At 39.4% G+C, this 21,732-nt stretch carries 17 protein-coding genes and 6 tRNA genes; 6 read left to right on the forward strand and 17 right to left on the reverse strand.

Annotated elements, in window-relative coordinates; translation table 11 throughout:
• Positions 1-167: 167 nt before the first annotated feature.
• The 3 genes from C502_RS0115690 to C502_RS0115700 all read right to left on the reverse strand — a co-directional run bounded on the left by C502_RS0115690 (position 168) and on the right by C502_RS0115700 (position 2,685).
• Entirely contained in the window at positions 168-683 is a 516-nt protein-coding gene (locus tag C502_RS0115690; protein WP_018679742.1) for a hypothetical protein, read from the reverse strand.
• Between the two features lie 122 nt (positions 684-805).
• Complete coding sequence (locus C502_RS0115695; protein ID WP_026315820.1) at positions 806-1,576, reverse strand: hypothetical protein; 771 nt, start codon at positions 1,574-1,576, stop codon at positions 806-808.
• Between the two features lie 35 nt (positions 1,577-1,611).
• Positions 1,612-2,685 carry a DUF1176 domain-containing protein gene (locus C502_RS0115700; protein WP_023274681.1) on the reverse strand — a complete coding sequence of 358 codons (1,074 nt, stop codon included), beginning with the start codon at positions 2,683-2,685 and terminating at the stop codon, positions 1,612-1,614.
• A gap of 128 nt (positions 2,686-2,813) precedes the next feature.
• On the opposite strand from C502_RS0115700, the gene C502_RS0115705 reads away from it, so the two are divergent.
• Entirely contained in the window at positions 2,814-3,563 is a 750-nt protein-coding gene (locus C502_RS0115705) for a DUF4850 domain-containing protein (RefSeq protein WP_018679745.1), read from the forward strand.
• 57 nt (positions 3,564-3,620) lie between these two features.
• Here C502_RS0115705 and sbmA read toward each other — a convergent pair whose 3' ends face one another.
• From sbmA to C502_RS0115730, 5 genes are all read right to left on the reverse strand, one after another.
• Entirely contained in the window at positions 3,621-4,820 is a 1,200-nt protein-coding gene (sbmA, locus tag C502_RS0115710) for a peptide antibiotic transporter SbmA (RefSeq protein WP_018679746.1), read from the reverse strand.
• 223 nt (positions 4,821-5,043) lie between these two features.
• Positions 5,044-6,027 carry a patatin-like phospholipase family protein gene (locus tag C502_RS0115715; RefSeq protein ID WP_026315821.1) on the reverse strand — a complete coding sequence of 328 codons (984 nt, stop codon included), beginning with the start codon at positions 6,025-6,027 and terminating at the stop codon, positions 5,044-5,046.
• Positions 6,028-6,190: 163 nt separating this feature from the next.
• Positions 6,191-7,666: an alanine/glycine:cation symporter family protein gene (locus tag C502_RS0115720; RefSeq protein ID WP_026315822.1), complete on the reverse strand. Its 1,476-nt coding sequence runs from the start codon at positions 7,664-7,666 to the stop codon at positions 6,191-6,193.
• 95 nt (positions 7,667-7,761) lie between these two features.
• A complete protein-coding gene (gltS, locus tag C502_RS0115725) occupies positions 7,762-8,991 on the reverse strand; it encodes a sodium/glutamate symporter (protein ID WP_018679749.1) in 1,230 nt (409 codons plus the stop codon).
• Positions 8,992-9,196: 205 nt separating this feature from the next.
• Positions 9,197-10,534: a DcaP family trimeric outer membrane transporter gene (locus C502_RS0115730; protein ID WP_018679750.1), complete on the reverse strand. Its 1,338-nt coding sequence runs from the start codon at positions 10,532-10,534 to the stop codon at positions 9,197-9,199.
• A gap of 420 nt (positions 10,535-10,954) precedes the next feature.
• Between C502_RS0115730 and C502_RS0115735 the strand changes: the two genes are divergently transcribed.
• Positions 10,955-11,662 carry a nitroreductase gene (locus C502_RS0115735; RefSeq protein ID WP_018679751.1) on the forward strand — a complete coding sequence of 236 codons (708 nt, stop codon included), beginning with the start codon at positions 10,955-10,957 and terminating at the stop codon, positions 11,660-11,662.
• Positions 11,663-11,682: 20 nt separating this feature from the next.
• On the opposite strand, the gene C502_RS0115740 is transcribed toward C502_RS0115735, so the two are convergent.
• Positions 11,683-12,900 (reverse strand): multidrug effflux MFS transporter, encoded by a 1,218-nt coding sequence (locus C502_RS0115740; RefSeq protein WP_018679752.1) that lies wholly within the window; start codon positions 12,898-12,900, stop codon positions 11,683-11,685.
• Between the two features lie 143 nt (positions 12,901-13,043).
• Between C502_RS0115740 and yccS the strand changes: the two genes are divergently transcribed.
• From yccS to C502_RS0115760, 4 genes are all read left to right on the forward strand, one after another.
• Positions 13,044-15,218, forward strand: coding sequence for a YccS family putative transporter (yccS, locus tag C502_RS0115745; RefSeq protein ID WP_018679753.1), 2,175 nt, complete (start codon positions 13,044-13,046; stop codon positions 15,216-15,218).
• A gap of 79 nt (positions 15,219-15,297) precedes the next feature.
• On the forward strand, positions 15,298-15,882 hold the full coding sequence (locus C502_RS0115750) for a YcxB family protein (protein WP_018679754.1): 585 nt from the start codon (positions 15,298-15,300) through the stop codon (positions 15,880-15,882).
• Between the two features lie 158 nt (positions 15,883-16,040).
• Positions 16,041-18,578 (forward strand): PepSY domain-containing protein, encoded by a 2,538-nt coding sequence (locus tag C502_RS0115755; protein ID WP_018679755.1) that lies wholly within the window; start codon positions 16,041-16,043, stop codon positions 18,576-18,578.
• 130 nt (positions 18,579-18,708) lie between these two features.
• Positions 18,709-19,494 (forward strand): YdcF family protein, encoded by a 786-nt coding sequence (locus C502_RS0115760; protein ID WP_018679756.1) that lies wholly within the window; start codon positions 18,709-18,711, stop codon positions 19,492-19,494.
• A gap of 29 nt (positions 19,495-19,523) precedes the next feature.
• Here C502_RS0115760 and C502_RS0115765 read toward each other — a convergent pair whose 3' ends face one another.
• The 8 genes from C502_RS0115765 to elsL all read right to left on the reverse strand — a co-directional run bounded on the left by C502_RS0115765 (position 19,524) and on the right by elsL (position 21,504).
• Entirely contained in the window at positions 19,524-19,994 is a 471-nt protein-coding gene (locus C502_RS0115765; protein ID WP_018679757.1) for a DUF2750 domain-containing protein, read from the reverse strand.
• 88 nt (positions 19,995-20,082) lie between these two features.
• Positions 20,083-20,158: transfer RNA gene (locus C502_RS0115770), tRNA-Val, on the reverse strand.
• 82 nt (positions 20,159-20,240) lie between these two features.
• Positions 20,241-20,317, reverse strand: a tRNA-Asp gene (locus C502_RS0115775).
• Between the two features lie 39 nt (positions 20,318-20,356).
• A tRNA-Val gene (locus C502_RS0115780) sits at positions 20,357-20,432 on the reverse strand.
• Positions 20,433-20,533: 101 nt separating this feature from the next.
• Positions 20,534-20,610, reverse strand: a tRNA-Asp gene (locus tag C502_RS0115785).
• Between the two features lie 45 nt (positions 20,611-20,655).
• Positions 20,656-20,732: transfer RNA gene (locus tag C502_RS0115790), tRNA-Asp, on the reverse strand.
• Between the two features lie 23 nt (positions 20,733-20,755).
• A tRNA-Val gene (locus tag C502_RS0115795) sits at positions 20,756-20,831 on the reverse strand.
• A 166-nt stretch (positions 20,832-20,997) separates the two neighbouring features.
• Positions 20,998-21,504 carry a cell wall-recycling L,D-carboxypeptidase ElsL gene (gene elsL / locus C502_RS0115800; protein ID WP_018679758.1) on the reverse strand — a complete coding sequence of 169 codons (507 nt, stop codon included), beginning with the start codon at positions 21,502-21,504 and terminating at the stop codon, positions 20,998-21,000.
• Positions 21,505-21,732: the final 228 nt, after the last annotated feature.

The raw sequence follows: 21,732 nt of genomic DNA on the forward strand, positions 1-21,732 counted from the left end.
TGGAACTATCTCGATGCTAATGGTTATAGAGCAACATTTGGCTATTACTTCTTATAGTCAAAGCAAATTATTCAGTAATTCTAAATACCAACTACATCTATCTATAGAATACTTAGGCTATTGAATCTTGCAAATTAATAGCCTTTACTCTTTTTAAGCCTTGCTATCTATTGCCCAAACTCAAACTTACCCAACACATCAGGCGTTAAAAAAGTCGTGACTAGCTTATTTAAATCAATATAACGCAACGTGCCTTGCAACTGCTGTCTGACCGCAGGGTCTTTAACAATATCCTGCCCTGCACTCTGACCTAACTGTTGAAAAGCCTCTCCAACCGCTTGAATCCCCTCAGCCTGAATCACAGCTTTGGTTTGTGTAGAACACTGCTCTACAATCACACGCTGTAACACCTGTGCCAATTTCTGATCCAACTGGGTTTTCTGCTCAGGCGTGACATTACTAAAAGACTTTAAATCTGGATGTGCTGCCAAAGCGCTAAAGGTCCATTGCAAAACCGTGGTCTTATCCGCTGCCGTTGTGGCTTTTACTAAACAATCACTCAATTGATCGACTGTTGGCCCTGCCATTGCCACTTGGGTTGTGCCAAACACAGCCACAGCCATTAACATAGAACGACTTAAATGAGAAAATTTACAGAGAGCAGAAGTATAAGCACGAGACATAAACACAGTTCCAAAAAGCAATCTGTCTCTTTGTACCACGCACTATACAAATCATCTGTTATGACGCTGTAAATTGCATAAGCCCAAAGCCTTAAAACTTAGGCAAAATGTAAATCTCGAACTTAACCTTGTCCTTGATAATCCCAATTTGCAGGAATATTTGGCTGCTTCGGTGCTTCATTCAAATCAATATTGAGATTTCGACTCCCCTTAAATGGTTTTTCGCCCAAATCCGATGCAGGCGATACATCAGAACTATAACGATAGCGAAATTGCCATAACATCGGCTTGATTGGACGAATATCTAAACTCAAACTATCCTCATCATGGCACTTGCCTTTAGAACTTTCATAATCTTGTTCTGAGAAACATGCCCGAATCATACGATTAAAACTAAACGGATAATTTTCAATAAAACGATGTGTCTGACCTGAATCCTTTAACTCATAAAAACTAGCACGTTCAATTCCTGCACCACCACCCGAATACATTTCTGAAAAGGTATCAATCACGGCAATTGCATAACGATTTTGATCCATAGGGAATAGCTTAGGAAAAACATATTGCCCCGATCTTGCCATTTCATCCGTAGGAGATAATTGAATATGCCACTGTTGTAACAATTTAAATCCAGTGGCCGAGATGCCAAATTGAGTAACATTTCCATCTGACAATAACCATAAGTTTTGGTCAGTAGCTTTTAAACTAAGCCATTGCGCACGCTGCTGACATAAGTCTTTCACCTGTTCACATAGCTGTGTCTGTTCCGTTTGGCTGAGTTGCCCTTTTTTAAAGTCAAGTATTTGTAAGGGTGCAGCAAAAATGAATGTGCTGAAGCAGCTGAATGCCGCAACTAGAATGATTCTGTTCAAATTAATTTTATTATTCAAAATCTTATTTCCTTTGGCTATTTTTTATATTCAAAGCATCATTTTATAATCGCTTCAATCCGATCCAACTCCCATACACCGCCTGCGGCTAAACCTTTACACATGCCTGTCCACATATCTTTGGTGTGTACAAATTTCTGACCATCCCACACCCATTCATCACTCGACCAACAATCACCGATGCCACGTCCTTTCTGCGCACTGCCCATCAACCCTGAACCAAAGTCAGAGGCATGTTCCGTCACGAAAGTCGCTTTTCCTGTTAATGATTGATCAAGTACCCACGCACCATAACCCTCGTTATAGGCTGCTCGCCAACACAAAGTCATCGCCAATACTTTATTGTTACTTAGCTTATAAAGCTCGATCGGCTGAGGATCTGCCCCATCACCATTGTAGATGCCTTCACAGAAACCCTCTTCATTGGGTGTTGGCTGTGCCGCCATCAAAAGCTGATATACGGATTGATACTGTTTCGTTTTAGGCTGTAAGGTTAGATAAGGCTTATTGGCTGTTTTAACCTGTTTCACAACCAGTTTAGGTTGAACAGCCAAGACTTTGGACTCATCCATTTGCCCTTTTTTAATTAATGCACCCACTGTACCAACACGTTTTTGAAAATCATCCATCTTCAATAGAACAGCAGTCATTCCTGCATCAGAAATTCGCCATTCAAGATGAGCGTTTTTAAAGACAATTTCTGTCTTTTGTTTCGCTTGTTGCAGCAATCCATTGACCTGATTTGCCGAGAGTTTCCCCATAATTGGAAAATCTGCTCCATCTACAGCAACTTGCCCCAAATCTTTCCCATTGATATAAAAATGAATATTTTTAAGTTTCGCGGCTGGCAGTGATTGCTCTTCAAAATTCGCGAGTGCAAACGCTGCACTCACCACCTGTTTTGCACCTGCTTGACGGGTCAATAATAAAGATACAGGTTCATTTTGACCTTCTTCATTTTGATAACCCGCAGCGCGGCATGTCCCCGTATTGCTACAATAAATTTCCCAGTCTTGGTGTGAAAATGAAATGCCTTTGATTTCTTGCGCAAAACTGGTCGAACTCATCACAAACAAAAAGCAAATTGGAACTATATTTTTCATCGGTTTCATTTCTTTCAACAATCTATTTATTTTCAAGTCAGCAACAGTTTAAATGTTTTTTATGTCCACGAGTCATATGGACTTGTATAAAAGCGTATGCTCCTTTTTGATCAATCGTAAAACGGCTACATTTTAAAATGAAAAAATCAAACTTACTGATCGTGACGTTATTCTCTATTTTCACATCAATCACTCATGCAGAAGTGACCCATTTCAGACCTACTTTGCCTAAATTTTCCAACACCGTGCAAGAGCGTAAAACTGAAAACCAAATTTATAGCTTAGGCGAAGCATCCTTTGCCCAAGATGTTCGTGTTCCCTTTTATGGCGTAACAGTGCTGAACCCTGCCGATGATGGCTTATTAAAAGACTTTAAACAATGTTCAGCGAAAAGCTGCCATTTCGACTTCAAACTGGATGCCATACAAGCGAAACATCTTAAATTATTGGCTATTCCTGAAATTGGTATCGTCTTAGTACCCAAAGACTGGAACGATATTCAAGCAAGTGCGGGTGCAAATGGTACTGGATCAGCTCTACTGATGAGTCCAGATCAGAAACAAGCAATTCAACTATATGACTCATCTTTTTGTGTTGGTTGCGGTATGCCCTATGCAACTCTTTATTTTCCAACCCTGTTGAAACAAAGTATGGAATATGAATACGGCGGTTATAAAGACCCTCAAAAATTGCTGAACGTGGTACATCCATCCAAACAAGTCGCATTCTTTAGTTATCAAATTCCAAGTTTAAATAACAAAACGCATGGCATTGCTAAATATCAGGATGAAGACACGTTTAACTTTAGAGAAATCAAAGTCACTTTAGACAAATCACAACAACACGTGGTTGGAACGATTCTAAATTTCTACAATACGACCCATTAATAAAAAGATGGGCATAAAAAAACCTGCTATGTGCAGGCTTTTTTATTAATGAATGACTTAATCTTTATCAAGAATAGATTCAAACGCTTTTAAACGTTTTCGAATCGATAACAGTTCAATAATCGTTTTCCATGAACTAACAAGATACTGGAAAGATGTCCCAACTTGTATAAAGACACCACGAATCTGATTAATTAAACCGAGTGTTAATAATCCCCCCGCAATTGCAGGAAATAAGACGACTAAACTATAGAGCACATCGAGTTGACCATACCATGAGGCTGTTAAATTAAAATACGTATAGTGAAAATATAATCGAAAATAGTTTTTGCGAACACGTCCAAAAAGCTCTTTTAACGTTGCTGGTTGTGCACGATCAGCATGATCTTCACCGTAAACTAATTCTTTACGATATGCTGCTTCAACCTTTTGATTATTAAACTGTAGTCCTGGTAATTTAACACCTACCACCATGAGTAAAACTGTACCGAAGATTGCCCATGTAATGGCAGCCCAGACCAAAGAATATTGTAACTCTCCAACCAATGGAATCACAGGAACATGTTTTGAAAGCTGAAATAATAAGGGTAAAAAAGCAATCAGTGTCATCACAGACTTTACAAACTCAACCCCTAAATCTTCCACAATCGTAGCAAACCGCATGGTATCTTCCTGCACACGTTGCGCTGCCCCTTCTACATGACGTAACTGCTGCCAGTGTTCAGTATAATATTCATTCATTGCTGTCCGCCAACGGAATACATAATGACTGGTAAAAAAAGAATTTACGACGGCAAGAGTAATTGCAACCATTGCAATATATAGAAACACCATTGATTCTCTATATAAATCAGCAATATTCCCACCACCATTGGTCAACATTCTCTGAATCAAATCCCAGAATGGAACATACCAAGCATTGACAGCAACACTCACCTGTACTGCAAACCAGATATTAAACAGTATGAATGCAGATCCCAATATTGACCAGTTTTGCCACTTGTTATCAGAAAAAAACCGCCAGAACCCTGCAAATAACCCTGTAGCAACTATAAACCACAAATAGAACCAGAGTGATGAAGATTCCCAAAAACGGCTGACCCCGACCGAAAGTTCAGCATCAGCATAGCCTTTAGGAAAGCCAATATATTCACCCCAACTATGACCACCTGTATACCAAAGCAGCATATTCAGAGCTAACCACACAATCACCGAAATGAAAAATAAGCGTGGATTAGGGAAAAAAGATTTAAACATCGTATTTAACAATCCTTGTTGAGTTGCGATTGTACAAAAGCATTATCCTATGAGCTTAAACTTAAATTTGTCTGATAAAAAAGTTTAATGAATTGTTGTTATTTACCCGTTTTCTCATTTTTTTGATAGCTTTTTGTATCGCATTTACAATTTGTTTGATCAAAGTCAGCGTGATAGACGAATTTAAGCACTCAATCCATCTATCATCACTAAAGCATTTTTTCTATGGTGATGGCGTTGAGCTATTCATTTTTAAAACTAAATCTTGTTGATTTGAATCGGTCTGTTTAGTTTTACTTTGAATCGCCCATTGGATATTTTCCAATTTTTCTTTTGCTGCATCAACACCCGCCTGCATGGTCATTTCACGCCCTTTGACATCAAAGATATGGGCTTTTTCACGTAGATCAGGCTGAATCACAATATCCGCATCTTTCAACTCTTCTTCAGCTAAACGTCCTTGCATAATATTAATATTTTGGTTAAACAAGCCCCAAACATTGGTGGTTTCTGTATGAATCGGTTGCGCCAAAATATCCACAGCGATCACAATATCCGCCCCTAAATCACGTGCGACTTCCACGGGTACTGGGCTGACCAACCCACCATCAACATATTCAATATTACGAATTTTCGTGGGTACAAACATACTTGGGATCGAAGCAGATGCACGTACTGCCTGCCCTGTATTCCCATGATTAAATACAGTTTTAGTCCCATCTTTTAGTTCTGTCGCAACCACATACATTGGAATTTTCATTTTCTGTAAAGGCATGTTGTGTACTTGTTCATTCACATAGTCCTCAACTTTTTTTCCATCCAAGAAACCTTTTAAACTGACATTAAGCTCTCGAACATCGTTGGCTTTAAGTTTAAGCGCAATCTCTCTCATCTCAGCCGCAGATTTACCACTGGCATAAATCGACCCCACGATACTGCCTGCACTTGTACCTACAATAAAGTCTGGGCGAATGCCTTGTTGTTCTAAAACTTCGAGTACGCCAATATGTGCATACCCACGCGCACCGCCACTGCCTAAAACCAGAGCGATAACAGGTCTTTTTTGCTGTTGTTTGATCTCAGCAAAAGGCTGAACAACGGCTTGTACTTGAGCATCTTCAACGACAGGACTTAAATGTGAGGTGGTTTGACAACCTGCAAAAATCACCATTGAAAGTCCAAGAGTCAATAATTTAAGCTGTTTCATATGCCGTTTTGCCATATCTATCTTATGTCATACTTTAATTTTAACGCCATTAAACACGAAATGCTGTATCACTTTTTTAGCATTTATTCATAATATCTCCATAAAAAAAGCCCCTTGAAAGGAGCTTAAATTGAGATAGATCAACAACTATGATTTAAATCATTTACCAAATATCAGAATCTACTTTTTTCTTCAATTCAGGATAATGATCAAGCTTAAACTCAGGTTCTTTAATCCCTTTTTTCAACTGTGAGGTGTAGTCTTTTAATAAGGTTCGTGCGATCGGGGTTAATAGTAAAATTGCCACCAAGTTAATGGTTGCCATAATCCCCATAAACAAATCTGCTAATGACCAAACTAAAGGAACACTACCAATCGCACCGAAATAAACCATCACCAAAACTAAGATTCGGAAGACAAACATCACTTTCGGATTATTATTAATAAACTGCATGTTTCCTTCTGCATAAGCATAGTTACCTAAAACAGCCGAATAACAGAATAAGAATAATAAAATTGCGAGGAAATCTCCGCCCCAACTCCCGACTTGGCTTTCTAAAGCACGCTGAGTCAGTTCAACCCCAACAAATCCAGCATCATGGTAAACACCTGAAACTAAGATAATAATCGCGGTACTGGTACATACAATAAAGGTATCTACAAACACACCTAACATTTGTACCAAACCTTGGTTCACTGGATGTTTTACATCAGATGCCGCTGCCGCATTCGGTGCAGAACCCATACCCGCTTCATTTGAGAACAAACCACGTTTGATGCCTTGCATCATCGCCATAGAAACCATTGCACCAAAGAAACCGCCTGCTGCTGCATTAAATTGGAAAGCTTCGGTGAAGATCAGTTTGAAAATACCAGGCAATAACTCGTAATTACTAATCGCAATATATAAGGCAACGGCTAAATAGAGACCTGCTTTTAAAGGCACGAACATTTCAGCAAATTTTGCGATACGTTGAATACCACCAAAAATTGCCAAGGCAACCATCACCACCAGTGCAAGCCCCACCCATGAGATTTCTAAATCAATCCCACATAAGTGTGCAACTAGATTTGCTTTGTCCCACCCCCATGCATGTGAAGAAGCATTGGCAATGGCATTGATTTGAACTGAGTTAAAGACAAAACCGTAGGTAAAGATCAGTGCGAGTGCAAAAACCATCCCAAAGGTTTTACTGCGTAAACCTTGGGTAATATAGTACGCAGGTCCACCCCGAAACTGCTGAGTCTTACTATCTCTAACCTTAAATAGTTGAGCGAGTGAAGATTCAATAAAAGCTGAACTCATCCCCAAAATCGCAGTGAACCACATCCAAAACACTGCACCAGGCCCACCAATCGCAATCGCAATCGCAACACCTGCAATATTTCCTACCCCAACTCGACTGGCTAATCCCGTTACAAATGCCTGAAATGGAGTTAATCCGTGCGTATCTTTATCACCTTTGCGGCTGCCTTTCATGACTTTAATACTGTGAAAGAACATTCTGATCTGCACAGCTTTAGTCGCAATCGTATAGAAAACACCAACCACCAATAGGAAAATAACTAGAAAATCCCATAAAGGGTCATTAAAAAAACTGACCCAAGCCATTAGGGTGTCATTTAATTGTCCATTCATCATTTATTCGCTTTTCAATACGGCATGTACAATTAGTACAGGCACGATAACAATAGATGAATCAAAAAAGCCCCACATGGGGCTTTTGATCCGATTTAGGCAAAAAATTTCAAAATAATTTGAATCACAACCACATTCACTAAATCAATAAAGAAAGCACCGACCAACGGCACGATCAAAAAGGCTTTATGTGAAGGGCCATACACATTGGTAATTGCTTGCATATTGGCAATTGCATTGGCAGTTCCCCCCATACCAAAACCACATAATCCTGCACCCAATACCGCAGAATCATAATTACTGCCCATGACTCTGAACGAAACATAGACGGCAAATAACCACATCGCAATGGTTTGAGCAATCAACAAGATCAACATAGGTAATGCCAGTGTGGTTAACTGCCACAGCTTTAACGATACCAATGCCATTGCTAAAAATAGTGCCAAAGCGGTATTACCAAACACATCAATTGCACGATCAAAAATAGGACGCTTAAAACCAAGCTCAATCACATTGCGCAGTAAAATACCGCCTGCCAATGCCCACACAAACGTAGGGAGTTCAAATGCTGTACCCAAGGTCAAGTTCTTCATGATTTCAGCAAATGCCAAAGCAAAGGCAAACATACCGAGCGTGGTAATGGCATTATCAGCAGTAATTAAGCGAACTTTTTGTGGTGCTTCAAATATATACTCGCTCTCTGTAAGCGGTTGCGCACTATTATCTGAGCGTTGCATGGTATTGAGCGGTGAAGCGAGTTGGTGTTTACGAATCAGATAGCGAGCTAAGGGACCGCCCATGAGACCACCAATGACCATACCAAAGGTCGCACTTGCGATCCCTAGAGGTAACGCACCTTCTACACCATACTTTGTTTCAAAAATAGGTCCCCATGCCCCCGATGTTCCTAAGCCACCAATCAGTGCAATGGATCCAGCCACAACGCCCATCAATGGTTCTAAGCCAACCAGTTTAGCCACTGCCATACCGACGCCATTTTGGATAACCACGAAGCCTGAAATTGCGATCAGGAAGATCACGAGAGGCTTACCGCCTTCTTTTAATTTATGAAAGTTTGCACTCAAGCCAATGGATGCGAAGAACATTAACATAAAGGTATCTTGCATCAATTTATTGACTGAAATGGTATAGCCTGTCGTTGAATGAACAATATAAAAAATAATAGCGCCTACGAGGCCGCCAGCCACAGGTTCAGGAATATTGTATTTGGTTAAAAAAGGGATATTTTTATTTAATAATCGCCCTGTATACAACACAAGTACCGCCAACATTAAACTAAATGTCGGGTGCAAAATATAATCCATAATTTTGTCCTAAATCAGATTAAACCATTAAGTGAATCTGCTCATCGCGCCCAATCAAAATTACTGTCCTACTTTTAAAATAGTAACTCTCAAAATGGGTTGAAATTCAATCAACTTTATAAAAAGCATACAGTTCCTTGTGAGAACTCATGCCTGATAAAGTTGTAAAGCTTTTATGGATGATTACATCTACACAATAGATGGATTAGAAATTATAGCGAGCCATTGCACCTACACGGTTATCCTTACCTTTTTGACCACTAAAGGTTTTGCGTTCACCGTAGATATATTCCACCCCCAAAGTAACGGGTGGCACAGGTGAATACATCATATTCCACCAACCTTGTTGCAAGGTTTTGTTCTGCGTGGTATCGACAGATGCTTGTTGCGCAAATTGATTCGCATCATTTGCAAACATTGCACCATACGCGAGTGTACTGCGTAATTTCGAGGTGATTTGATAGCTTGTGCCGAAGGTCAGCGCATCAAACTCATTTAGATTTAAATCAAAATTATTGGGATTCACATTAAAAGTATTATTGGTATAGAGTAAAAATTTGCTATCGCCTTTAACATGCGAATAATCAATCATCGCCTGTAATGAATCCGTAAATTTATACTTTGTACCGACTGCAATGCCCCAACCTAAATCAGCATCGTCAGCACTCAATTGTTTATTATTTTGATCATAATTTACCTTACTACGTGCCTCTGTCACTAACACACGAGTAGACGTTGTTCCTTTGCCATCATCAAAATCATATTTTAACTTTGAGGTTAAAGCAGGCACTCGGTTGTCGTCATTGCCTTTTTCTAAAGCGACCGAATAACTAAGTTCAGGATTGAATTGTCCACTATAACGCACCATAGGGGTACGATATGTCCCCACACCTAAAGGTGAATTAAAATCAATCATTTCTGGCTGTAAATCTGTTGCCAAAAATGTCGATGTTGTTTGACCAAATAGCCAATCATTAAAGCTTAAATAAGCATGGCGAATACGAATCGTGTCATTGCTACTACCACCACGAAAATCAACTTCTAATTTCCCACCAACATCTGCATCTTGAACAGGTGCTTTAAAGTCGAGACCTAATCGTGTCACCGTCGCAGTGCTATAAAAACGATCACTATTTTTTTCATTTCCCTCAAGATCAACTTTATTGATTCGGTTGAAAATGCCATCGCCGCCTTTGGCTTGATACGATGCATCGCCACGTAAAAAACCATATAACTGAACTTGTGCGCCTGAAGCAGAATTAAAACTTAAAGCTGATGGTTGAGGAGATACTTCAGTCTGCTTCGGCATATTCTGATTCTGCGCAGCCACAGATGTTTGTGTAGCTTGTTGAGGCATCTCATTTTTTTGTTTTGACTGTGGAACATATTGTTCTAGTAAAGCCCTTAATTCTTTTACTTCATCTCGAAGTTGTTGAATTTGCTCTTGTTCGTTTGCAGCCTGCACATTGTTCATCATTAAGACAGCAATGGTAAACGCCAATCCCTGAACTATGAACGGCTTACGGATGAGAGGTAAACTCATGAGAAGCTCCTGTATTCGTGTATATTTCAACATTTTACATAAGCATAAAATTGGGTAAATAAATATGCTTATCATAGAAAACCTCTCTCACCTTATTGGTCAGAAAAGCCTAATCAATTTTAAAAAAGGGCGTATTATGCATAAATTTAAACTATTGTGTGTATTTTTTTATTCGAATTATCATAACGATTTCAGTGTGTATCAATAAATATCATTTCTATTTCATTGTGTTACAAATATATTTCTTTTTCACATAAATAAAACAAAAAATAAAGTCTTCGTGCAGTATCACCGATTTATTTATGTCTGACCAAATTTCACTCAAATTTTGATCTACGACTAAAAAGCCATCCTCAAATCCACTTTATTACTTTATAGTCTCACCGCATGAGAAAAAGTAACAAGCTTAGGAACATGAAGATGAATATGGAACAAATCCGTCATGTGGATGATGCAATTACGTCACGCCATTCTGTACGCGCATTTTTAGATACACCTGTTGCAACACAAACCATCAAAGATATTTTAACCGTTGCTTCACGTGCGCCATCAGGAACAAATACCCAGCCATGGAAAGTATATGTCATTACGGGTAAAAAACGTGCTGAAATGATTGACCGTGTTTGTACAGCACAAATTGAACTTTTCCAAAAACCAGAACTTGCAGAACAATACCAAGAAACTTTCGCCTATTATCCTGAAACATGGATTTCCCCTTTTATTGACCGTCGTCGTGAAAATGGTTGGGGACTCTATGGTTTGCTTGGAATCCAAAAAGGCGAAAAAGAAAAAATGGCTGCGCAACAACTACGCAATTACCAATTGTTCGACGCACCTGTTGCACTCTGTTTCACAGTAAACAAAGCCATGGGCATTGGTTCAAAAATGGATATTTCCATGATGATTCAAAATGTCATGGTTGCTGCCAAAGCACGTGGCTTAGATACGTGCCCACAAGCAGCGTGGAATCATTTTCATCCCATCGTTTTAGAGGTATTAGATGCCCCAGAAGATGAAGAATTAGTATGTACCGTTGCCTTAGGTTATGCCGATCCAGATCATATCGTCAACAGCTTCATTACACCTCGTGAACCCGTTGAAAATTTTACGGTATTTTTAGACGAATAAACGATTCTGTAACAGTATCTCTATGCAGAGATACTGTGTTTTAGTTGTTTTCCAACCTTTAAAATGGCAAACAATCCTGCACTGGTAAACAGCACCATCATGATGCCCATATTCAGTGATGCTTTCCAAACTAAGAAGTTTAAAATTACTCCACCCAACAAGCCACAAGCAAACTGCATACTGCCCATGATTGCACTCGCAGTTCCAGCCCGCGCACCTTGTTGAGACATTGCCAAAGCCATCGCATTTGGACCTGTTAAACCAATTCCAGACACCACAAAGAATAAGCCTGACATTAACAACCATAACGGTGCATCTGCCATTAACCCAGTACCAAATACAGCGAGTGCCCCAAAACATTGAATGGAACCACCCAGACGTAAACGCTGAAAAATGCCCATACGGGTATTGAGATGTTTATTAATTGAAGACATCAACATAATCCCAGCCGCATTGAATGCAAACGCATAAGAAAACTGTTGCTGAGACAATCCATACTGTCCCATAAAAACTGCCGAAGCAGAGCTGATATAGCAGAATAATGCCGCACCTGTTAAACAACCTGCAAACATCGGCACTCTAAAACTGTCATCTTTTAGGATTGCAGCATAAAGTGTCGTCACTTGATAGGTTGATAACTTTAAACGGCGCTCAACTGGCAAAGATTCTTTAAAAAAGAAATGTACACAGAACCAACAGATGATTCCAACCGTTGCTAAGGTCAGAAAAATCGCCTGCCAAGGAAAGAACGTTAAAACCCATGCACCAAACATGGGGGCAAGAACAGGTGCAAGCCCCATTACAATCATCATGCTAGAAAAAGCTTGAGCTGAGCCTTGCATGTCCAAACGATCACGAATAGCAGCCCTTGCAATCACAACACCGACACAGCCACCTAAAGCCTGAAAAATCCGTGCGGCAATCAAAGCCCACTCATTTGTTGTCAACACACAAGCTAAACTTGCGATTACATAAAGGCTGAGACCAAAATATAAAGGTGGCTTACGTCCAATACGGTCACTGACAGGTCCATAAATCAACTGCCCAATCGCCAATCCTAAGAAATAAGCAGGGAGTGTATTTGCTATCATTTGTGTACTTACCCCAAACTCATCTGCCATTTGCGGCAATGCGGGTAAATACATATCAATTGATAATGGGCCGAGGGCTGTTAACAAAGCGAGTAATAAAATCCATGCTGTTGAATACTGACGCTGATTTGATTGCTCTGCCTGCATAATACTCTACTATTCAAGTTTATTTATTTTCTAAGCTTAGCATCCTCAACATATTTGTGCATAATATTAGAGTCTGTTGATACGCTAAAAAGTGTTAACAAACTTTATGACAAATTGATTGTCGGATACAAAAAGGACAAACTTTGAATCCTTGGCTAACGCGTTTAAAACAAGCAACCTATAACACCACGTTTATGTATAACGTGCGTATGCTTATTGCCTTCGCAGGGACTGCATTCGTTCCATATCTTTTAAATGCTCAATTGGCGACGATTCCACTGACCTTAGGCGTGGTTGCCGCAGCGATTAGTGATATTGATGATCGATTTTCTGTTCGTATCCTGAATCTGATCTATACCTATATCGGGTTTTTCATCACAGCAGCTTCGGTACAACTGTTATTTCCTTATCCAATTGTTTTTGCAATTGGACTCATTGTTTCATGTATCGGTTGGATCTTATTGGGTTCGCTAGGGCGACGTTACGCAACGATTGCCTATGGGTGCTTGGTCGTCTCAGTCTATACCATGTTGGGTGTACATCTATTTGAACAATGGTATCTTCAACCCACGTTTTTAGTGCTCGGTGCTGCATGGTACGGATTACTCTCAACCATTAGTTTCTTGCTCTTTCCTGTCCGCAAAGTGCAAGACCAACTTTCAGCTTCCTATTCAGCATTAGGCAGCTTCTTATATGCAAAATCAAACTTATTTGACGTCGATATGACACCCTCTAGCTATCAACAAAGTATGATTGATTTAGCGCTAGAAAATGGCAAATTAGTGGCGATCTTTAATGAAATGCGCATGTCACTTTTAACCCGTTTAAAAGGTGACCGAGGACAAAAAGATACTCGCCGAAGTTTACAATATTACTTTGTCGCCCAAGACATTCATGAACGTGCCGACTCAGCCCATATTGATTATCAAAAACTAGCTAAAGTCTTTCAACACAGCGATATCTTATTTCGCTTCCAACGAATCTTATCCATTCAAGGCAAAGCGTGTCAGGATTTAGCCCATTCTATTTTAAGCCGTAGTCCTTATGTACATAACAAACGCTTTAAGCACAGCTTTGAAAATTTACGCATTTCATTAGAAAAACTACGAGAAGATGGGCTTTATGATCAAGTGCGTATTAATGCTTTATTTGCACTTTACCAAAACCTAAAGTCAATTGATGCACAACTACAAAATTTAGAGACAGAACGCAATCTAAAATTAATTAATGCGCAACAAGCTGAAAACCAATTAAAAGATGATGACCTAAAAGGTTGGAATGACATCATTGTACGTGTTAAGCAACATTTAACCCCTGAATCAGTGTTATTTCGCCATGCTGTCAGACTCTCGATTGTCTTATTTATTGGTTATGTATTTATTCAAGTAACGCATATTGCTTATGGCTACTGGATATTACTGACCGCACTATTTGTTTGCCAACCCAACTTTAATGCCACCAAACGCCGCTTATACTTACGAATTGTCGGAACCTTGATGGGCATTATTGTGGGTCTTGCGATTATTTATTTCATTCCCTCGATCGAAGGGCAATTGGTCATGTTGGTTCTCAGCGGCGTCTTATTTTTAGAACTTCGCAGTAAACAATATGCTCAAGCCACAGCTTTTATTACGATTCTTGCCTTAATTAACTTTAATCTAGACGGTTCTGCTTTTGCAGCAGGCTTACCTCGTTTTATTGACACGCTGATTGGCTGTGCATTGGCATGGTTTGGGGTCAGTTTTATTTGGCCCGATTGGAAGTTTCGTCGACTTCCCCGCTCAATCCAACGTTCTTTGCAAGCACAATGTAAATACTTAGCAGAAGTGGTTGAGCAATACCATCAAGGACGTAACAATGCACTAAACTATCGTGTGGTCAGACGTGCTGCGCACAATACTGATGCAGAGGTTGCTTCACTAATTTCTACACTTGCCACAGAACCCAATATTGAATCTACGCAAAAAACCCTAGCGTTTGAATTCCTCTGCTTAAGCCATACCTTTTTAAGCTATATCGCTGCACTAGGCGCTCACCGTGAACAAATCCAAGATCAGGAGATTTTAACACTGCTCGATCAAGCACTTGATGATATCCAAGGCGCACTACTCAGAGATGAAGTCCCTGATTTATCAGCACAAAATATGATGCAGACCATCCGTGAGCATTTAAATCGCAAAGAAGAAAATAATCAAAAATCCTTGATCATTTTGCAACAACTTTCGCTCATGCTGAGTATTTTAACTCGTTTAAGTATGCTCAAACAGAGTTTAAGCCATGAACCAAATGAAGATGGCACTGAGTTTGCATCTCTCTAATGTATCAGCCATTGGCATAATATCTTTGAGTGCCAATTGGTGTTAAACTTAACCCAGTTCTAAACTTATTTTTTAAACTATGACCGCCAAAACACTATACGCTTATACGCTACAACCTGTTCCTTACGAAGTTTCTGAAGTTGAACAACGTCAAGCTCAACTGATGATTTGGCGTAGCACCAATAAATTCAGTAAAAAAGCATGGATGATTATGATTGCACTTGTGGTGCTTTCATTGGTTTCAGCAGGACTCATTAAATATTATTCGACTTATTCAACAGTCCTATGTTGGATCGTGATGGTCGGTGTGATCCTCTTTTATCTTGTGAAAAAATTTGGTCTTGAATGGTACGTAAAACGTAAAATGAATGAGTTCCCTGTTCAAGAAATCAAAGGACTTCGTTTAGGTGTTCAACAACATGGTATTGTGATGCGCCAAAAGATGGGACTTCAAGAAGGCACCGCAACGATTGGTTGGAAAGACATTTACGAATGGTACAGTTCTCCTGATTTTATTTTGGTGAATTTCAAGGTAAAAACACCAAAAGGTGAAGAACAACAAGGTGCATATATTTTACCAAAACGTATGGACTCAAAGAATTTCCCGTTCACAACCATACGCAAACATTTAAATGAAACGGTAGGCGCAGCTAAATCAATCTAATCCATTATTCATACAAAGACCTCTCTTGATGAGAGGTTTTTTTAACCGTATTAATTTAATGATAATAATAATCAATATTACCCACAACATACATATTATCGCCCCATTGTTCAGTTATAATTTTTAAATGAATCTCCTTTTCTTCTTATTTTCTGACCATGTTTAAAAAAGTTTTCTTCCAAATCCATTGGTTTTTAGGGATCACAGCGGGTCTCATCCTCTCTTTAATGGGCGTGACGGGTGCAATCTATTCTTATGATCAACAAATTTTAAAATGGCTGAATCAAGACAGCTATGTTGTTGAAGTCGCTCAAACGCCTAAACTCACCCCTGCCCAACTATATCAACATTTCAATCGACAACAGCCTGAGATTGAAATTAATAGCATTACGATTGCATCAGATCCGACCACATCTTCAACCGTCAATATTAAAAAAGAAGGTGCTCGTCGTGGTTATAACATGATGGTTAATCCATACACAGCAGAGGTATTACCTGACATTAAAGGGCGTGATACGCTGCAATTTATTCAGCGTTTACATCGTAATTTGACCGCAGGTGAATTTGGGGCACAAATTACTGGCGCATCAACGTTGATACTGATCTTCTTTGTCTTAAGTGGAATTTATCTGCGCTTTCCAAAGAAACACTCCTTTAAACAATGGTTTTTTATTAAACCTAAACTCAAAGGTCGCAATTTTATTTGGGACTTACATGCTGTCGTTGGAACATGGATGGTTGTGTTCTACTTATTATTCGCATGTACGGGCTTATACTGGTCTTATGATTGGTGGCGTGCAGGCATGTTCAACGTCATGGGCGTAGAACAACCACAACGGAATCAACAAAATAATGAACATAGCAAAGATAAACAACCCGAACTGCAAAAGCAGCAACTCAACACCATCCTGACCCACACATGGAACGGTGTAAATGCACAAATTGGGCGTGAATATTCAAGCCTCACCTTAAATATTCCAAAGCATGATGATGCCAAAATTGAGCTTTCTTTTGTCGATGCAATTCCACAACATGAACGCGCACGTAACCAAGCAATCTATAACTATCAAGATAATAAATTCGAAAAATTTGAACTGTATGAACAGAAAAAACTCAATGAGAAAATCATGAGCAGTATGCTGCCTGTACATCGAGGTAGTTTTTTTGGTTCAACTTATCAATTCATTGCGATGTTGGCTTCATTGGCAATGCCTTTGTTTTTTGTAACAGGTTGGATGCTTTATCTTAAACGACGTAAGCAAAAAAAATTAACCCTTGCTGCACGTCAATCACTCAATCCACAGCAAATTGATCTAAATACCAAGCCTTGGATGATTACTTATGCATCGCAAACAGGTGTAGCAGAACAACTCGCTTGGCGTACAGCAACGAGCTTACAAGAAGCACAACAACCAACGATCGTTAAACCAATTCAGCAACTGACTGAACAAGACCTACAACAAGCACAACAAGTTTTATTACTCATCAGTACCTATGGAACAGGCGAAGCACCCGACTTAGCAACAAGTTTCAGTAAAAAATTGATGCAGCAGGACCTTGATCTAAGTCAAATACAATATGCAGTCTTGGCACTCGGATCTAAAGAATATCCTGACAGTTATTGCAGCTTCGGCTATGCAGTAGATAGATGGTTAAAACAATGCAATGCACAACCCTTATTCGATTTAATCGAAGTAGATAATGCCAGCACCAATGATATTCAGCGTTGGAATCAAGCTTTATCTAATGTGACCAAGCATGAACTTAATGCCATGAATATCGACAAAGTGTTTGATCAATGGACATTAAGCCAACGCCATATTTTAAATCCAAATAGCTTAGGAGAAGCTGCTTATCATATTGAACTAACAGCTCCTCATGATGTCACTTGGCATGCAGGAGATATTGCCGAGATTCAATCAGGGAACAATGTTAAAGAGATTCAAAACTTTTTGATTAAATACCAAATCCCATCCCAAACAATTGTTGAGTCATTGAATCAAAACATTGAACAGGCACTTTGGGATAAAAATTTAAGAGTTGATCTCAACGCTTTTAGCAATCTAGAAGAATTACTCAAGCAATTACCCGTACTACCAACGCGTGAATATTCAATTGCAAGCATTCCAGCACAGCAATGCCTACGACTGGTAGTACGTCAAAAGCGTGATGAGAATGCTCAATTAGGTTTAGGTTCAGGCTGGTTAACTGAATTTTCACAACTCAGAGACCCTATTTCCTTACGGATTCGCACTAACGAATCTTTCCACTTAATCGATGACAACCGTCCGATTATCTGTATTGGTAACGGGACAGGTATTGCAGGACTGATGAGCCTGTTACAACAGCGTAACCGACAAAACTATACAGCAAACTGGCTTATCTTTGGCGAACGCCAACGTGAACATGATTTCTTTTATCAAGAGACCATTCAAGCTTGGCTAAATATGGGCACACTACAACATCTAGACCTCGCCTTTTCTCGTGATCAGGAGCAGCGCATCTATGTGCAAGATGTATTACGCAACAAGGCTGAAGAGCTGAGCAAATGGGTTGAGCAAGGTGCTGTCATTTATGTCTGTGGTAGTATCGAAGGTATGGCAACAGGTGTCGATCAAGCGCTAATAGAAATTCTTGGCGAAGAACACGTGGATGCCCTCAGACAAGCTGGGCGTTATCGTCGTGATGTTTATTAATCCAACTTAAGTGTTAGTATTAAAAATACGAGTGCATCATCACTCGTTTTTTAACGAACGTTTAGAGGGTTTGCCTTTCTATTAATTTTGCATACACTGAGCACGATTCAAATTGACTACAATGAAGATTATGCAAATAAGTTCATGGATTCGTATTTTTTTAGCCCTTATTGGTTCAGTTCTATTTTTAGATGGGGCTATCCTAATCGCATTTAAAAAAATTCATATCGGTACAGTACTCCCTTTTCTCCTAGGATTATTTTTCTGCCTCTATGCTTGCTTTTATTATCATATTGAACGTTTCTTTTTCTATCATTTTCGCTTGCATTCAATTTGGCGTTTTGGCTGGTTATGTTTTTGGATTTGGTTAATTAGCTTAGGCTATTTTTTTCATTATCTTTCGAATCATCAAATTAAAAACCAAAACATTGCTCCAATCAAAGCTATCATCGTTTTAGGTACTGGTGTTAAAAATGGGCAACCTTCTGCAACACTTGCTAAGCGTTTAGATCGTGCTGCGCCGATTGCACTTGCCCAACCCACTGCAAAATTAGTCATGACTGGGGGTATTGATTTTGGTGAAACAAATAGCGAGGCCATCGTCATGTCATGTTATGTACAACAGCATCATCACATCCCTACTTCACAGATCATTTTAGAAGATAAAAGTACCAGCACTGAACTGAATCTTAAAAATAGTCAGACCTTATTACAGGCACAGCAGATTAACATTCAGCAACCGATTGCAATCGTCACCAGTGACTTTCATACCTTGCGCGCCTCAGCAATCGCTCGAAAGCAAGGTTATCGCCATGCCATTATGTTAGGCGCAAGCACACCCTTAGAGACTCGATATAATGCGTGGTTAAGAGAATATTTTGCTTATGCAAGCGGTTGGTTACTCAATGAATATTGATTGGGGAATCCCCCAATCAACTTCTATTTTTAGTTATGTAATCTAATTTCTCGTGGCAACGGCAATTGTAATTCAGCAAATACATCTGGTCGTTGTAAATAAATCTGATAAAGAAAGTTTTTTACATCCAACAAAAAAGTATCTGCTGGTACAAGTAAGTTATTTCCTTCAGGCGTCAGATCTAAAGATAAAATCGTATTATTTTCTTTTAGAAAAGGAATCATTTTTTCAATAAAGGTTAATAATGATACTTCTTGAACATCATATTTTGCCCAATGATCTTTAATAAGTAATTTTGCTAGGCCTTTGTTTTGCCATATGGATAAAGCATGTTGACCAGAGGGCGTTGAACATAAAGCCCACCCATCATGATATAAAGCAATCACTTGACGTTGCAAAATAATAGTTTGGATAAATTGACGATATAGGTCTTTTGGCGAAGAATGAGATGTTGTTGTTTGTGATTTCGACGCAGCCTTGCGTTGATAAGGGTTCTTCATAAATTAGTTCAATATTAGAATCATTATTGATGCTAATCATAAGATAATTTGATATGAGTTACAAGAATTTAATTATTTAGAAGATATATGGTGGGCGCTGACGGGATCGAACCGCCGACATTCTGCTTGTAAGGCAGACGCTCTACCAACTGAGCTAAGCGCCCTGAGCGAGAGTAAACTCGTATCAGAGTCAAGTATAAGCATACTTGTTAAAACAAACATTCTCAAAAAATGATATTAAGAGAATGGCGCAGCGGACGGGGCTCGAACCCGCGACCCTCGGCGTGACAGGCCGATATTCTAACCAACTGAACTACCGCTGCACTGTTATACTTCATTAAGAAGTATGATGTCACAAACTATGGTGGGCGCTGACGGGATCGAACCGCCGACATTCTGCTTGTAAGGCAGACGCTCTACCAACTGAGCTAAGCGCCCTGAGTGAGGTAACAAACTTAAAGCATCGCTTTAAAAATTTGTTTAGACAGATCAGAATAAATCTAATGTATCTAACTCTATCCTGCAATGCAAATTTAAAGTGGCGCAGCGGACGGGACTCGAACCCGCGACCCTCGGCGTGACAGGCCGATATTCTAACCAACTGAACTACCGCTGCACAATAATTTTGCAATTATAGGGTAAAACGATATTAAAACTTAAGTGGCGCAGCGGACGGGGCTCGAACCCGCGACCCTCGGCGTGACAGGCCGATATTCTAACCAACTGAACTACCGCTGCACTTGAGTTTTAACGTAAAGGCTTGGTGGGCGCTGACGGGATCGAACCGCCGACATTCTGCTTGTAAGGCAGACGCTCTACCAACTGAGCTAAGCGCCCTTAACGTCTTCATCGTTTGTGAGGTGCATTATAGAGAATCTTTACAGCCTGTCAAACGCTTTTCCTATTCTTTTCCGAAAAAAGCGCACGAATGATTAAAAAATAAGTAATTCTTTGAAAAAAACCAGATTTCCGTATTTTATTTAAGCACTTATTGGTGTTTTTATCATTCATTTTCCAATGCCTGTTCAGAAATATAAACCAATGCTTGTGCTGTAATAAGCTCAAAAAGCTCAATCACATCCTGATTTTTCATTCGAATACAGCCATGAGACATTGGAATACCCATTGGTTCAGTGTCAGGTGTCCCATGAATATAGATATATCGCTTAAATGTATCGCAACCATCTCCGCGATTAAACCCATCTTCTAAACCGTCTAACCATAAAATTCGAGATAAAATCCAATCTCTTTGTGGAAATTGTTGTGCAAGTTGTTGGTTGTACACCTCTCCTGTTGGCTGACGTGCAACAAAGACCGCATTTTTTTCTACTTCTCCACCAATCTTCTGTGCAATTTGATGCCACCCTCTTGGGGTTTTACCGCTATTTTCTTGTTCCCCAATACCATTCTTACCAGAGGAAATCACATAAAATTTATTGTGTTTTGGCAAACGTAAGATCTGTTGTGCTAAGTCTATGACAATATCTGCCTGATCAAAGGTATAGGTCATTTTTATCTCGATGGACGATAGAACATATTTATTTCAACACAGACTACAGGCTTTTTCTTGTATTTTTCAGTTGTTTTAATTAGCGATAGGTTTTAAATCCAGTAACGAAATCATCATTTGTTCTTATTCTTAATCCGCTACTAACAGCATAGCTGCTCGTCTTGGGCATAAGGAATATATTCGCAAGAGCTTCACTTTTCTTAACGCCTTTACTCGAACATAGTTCTC

Source organism: Acinetobacter tjernbergiae DSM 14971 = CIP 107465 (assembly GCF_000374425.1).
Classification (GTDB): Bacteria; Pseudomonadota; Gammaproteobacteria; order Pseudomonadales; family Moraxellaceae; genus Acinetobacter; species Acinetobacter tjernbergiae.